The organism is Vibrio sp. 03_296, from assembly GCF_002265885.1.
In genome coordinates, this window is sequence record NZ_NPKW01001279.1 from 1 (window position 1) to 835 (window position 835).

Annotated in this window: 2 protein-coding genes; both read left to right on the plus strand. The window is 39.8% G+C overall.

Going from position 1 to position 835, the window contains the following annotated elements; translation table 11 throughout:
* The first annotated feature begins 245 nt into the window (after positions 1–245).
* Complete coding sequence (locus tag CIK04_RS31545) at positions 246–383, plus strand: DUF3265 domain-containing protein (protein ID WP_097353762.1); 138 nt, start codon at positions 246–248, stop codon at positions 381–383.
* A 125-nt stretch (positions 384–508) separates the two neighbouring features.
* Positions 509–745, plus strand: coding sequence for a DUF1232 domain-containing protein (locus CIK04_RS31550; protein WP_325206061.1), 237 nt, complete (start codon positions 509–511; stop codon positions 743–745).
* Positions 746–835: the final 90 nt, after the last annotated feature.

The window sequence follows — 835 nt, forward strand, 5'->3', positions numbered from 1 at the left end:
TACCTGTATCAACGCCGACATTAATGTTTTGAAGTGTATTTGTATTCATAATAAGCTAACTCTTGCTTGCGAAATGCGGGCTCGAGACCCAGAAGACTATTCGAGTGTGATGCTTGGAGTTCTATCTGATGTTCGTTCTTGTTATCGGTCTCTCAATAGAGGAGCCAGCGTTCAATCGAACTATCAGATAGAGAACTTTAGTTGCAGCTAAAGTCTGGGTCTCACCTTACCCTGATTCGTTAGTTATTATCCATACAAGGCGTTTAAGCGGGATTCATGCCGCGTGGCATTTTTGTTTTGCAGTGAGTTTTGGTGGTGAAAGTGGTCTGCGGAAGCTTGGTTTATGCGGCATTCACCCCTTAACGCAGCGTTATGTGATCTAGCTCGCCATATTTAGAGCATATTTCAATAATCGGTAATAATTAAATGAAGAAGCTTAGCTAATTTGATTATCATATAGTTTTTATTGTGATTATAGTGGTCTGATTTATGGACAAAAATAACGAATATGCTTCTCAATTTAACGATGAATAGTTTCTGGGATAAAGTTAAAGGTTATGCAAAAGCTGCCGGTGAAACGGTATTAGAACCAGCCCTTAAGCTTTATTACGCAGCAAGTGATTCTGATACTCCAGTATGGGCAAAAACCGTAGTGTATGGAGCTCTTGGGTACTTTATTTCTCCCATAGATGCAATTCCTGACATTACACCCATTGTTGGATATTCAGATGATCTAGGTGTTTGATTGTCTGCTACAGCTCAGTGTCTGCCCACATCAAAGATAAGCATACTCAGAAAGCAAAAGAAACGCTAAAACAGTGGTTTGAGTAACGTT

Excerpts from the sequence above, each read along its gene's own strand:
- CIK04_RS31550 (WP_325206061.1), top strand. The coding sequence starts at position 509 with ATGCTTCTCAATTTAACGATGAATAGTTTCTGGGATAAAGTTAAAGGT.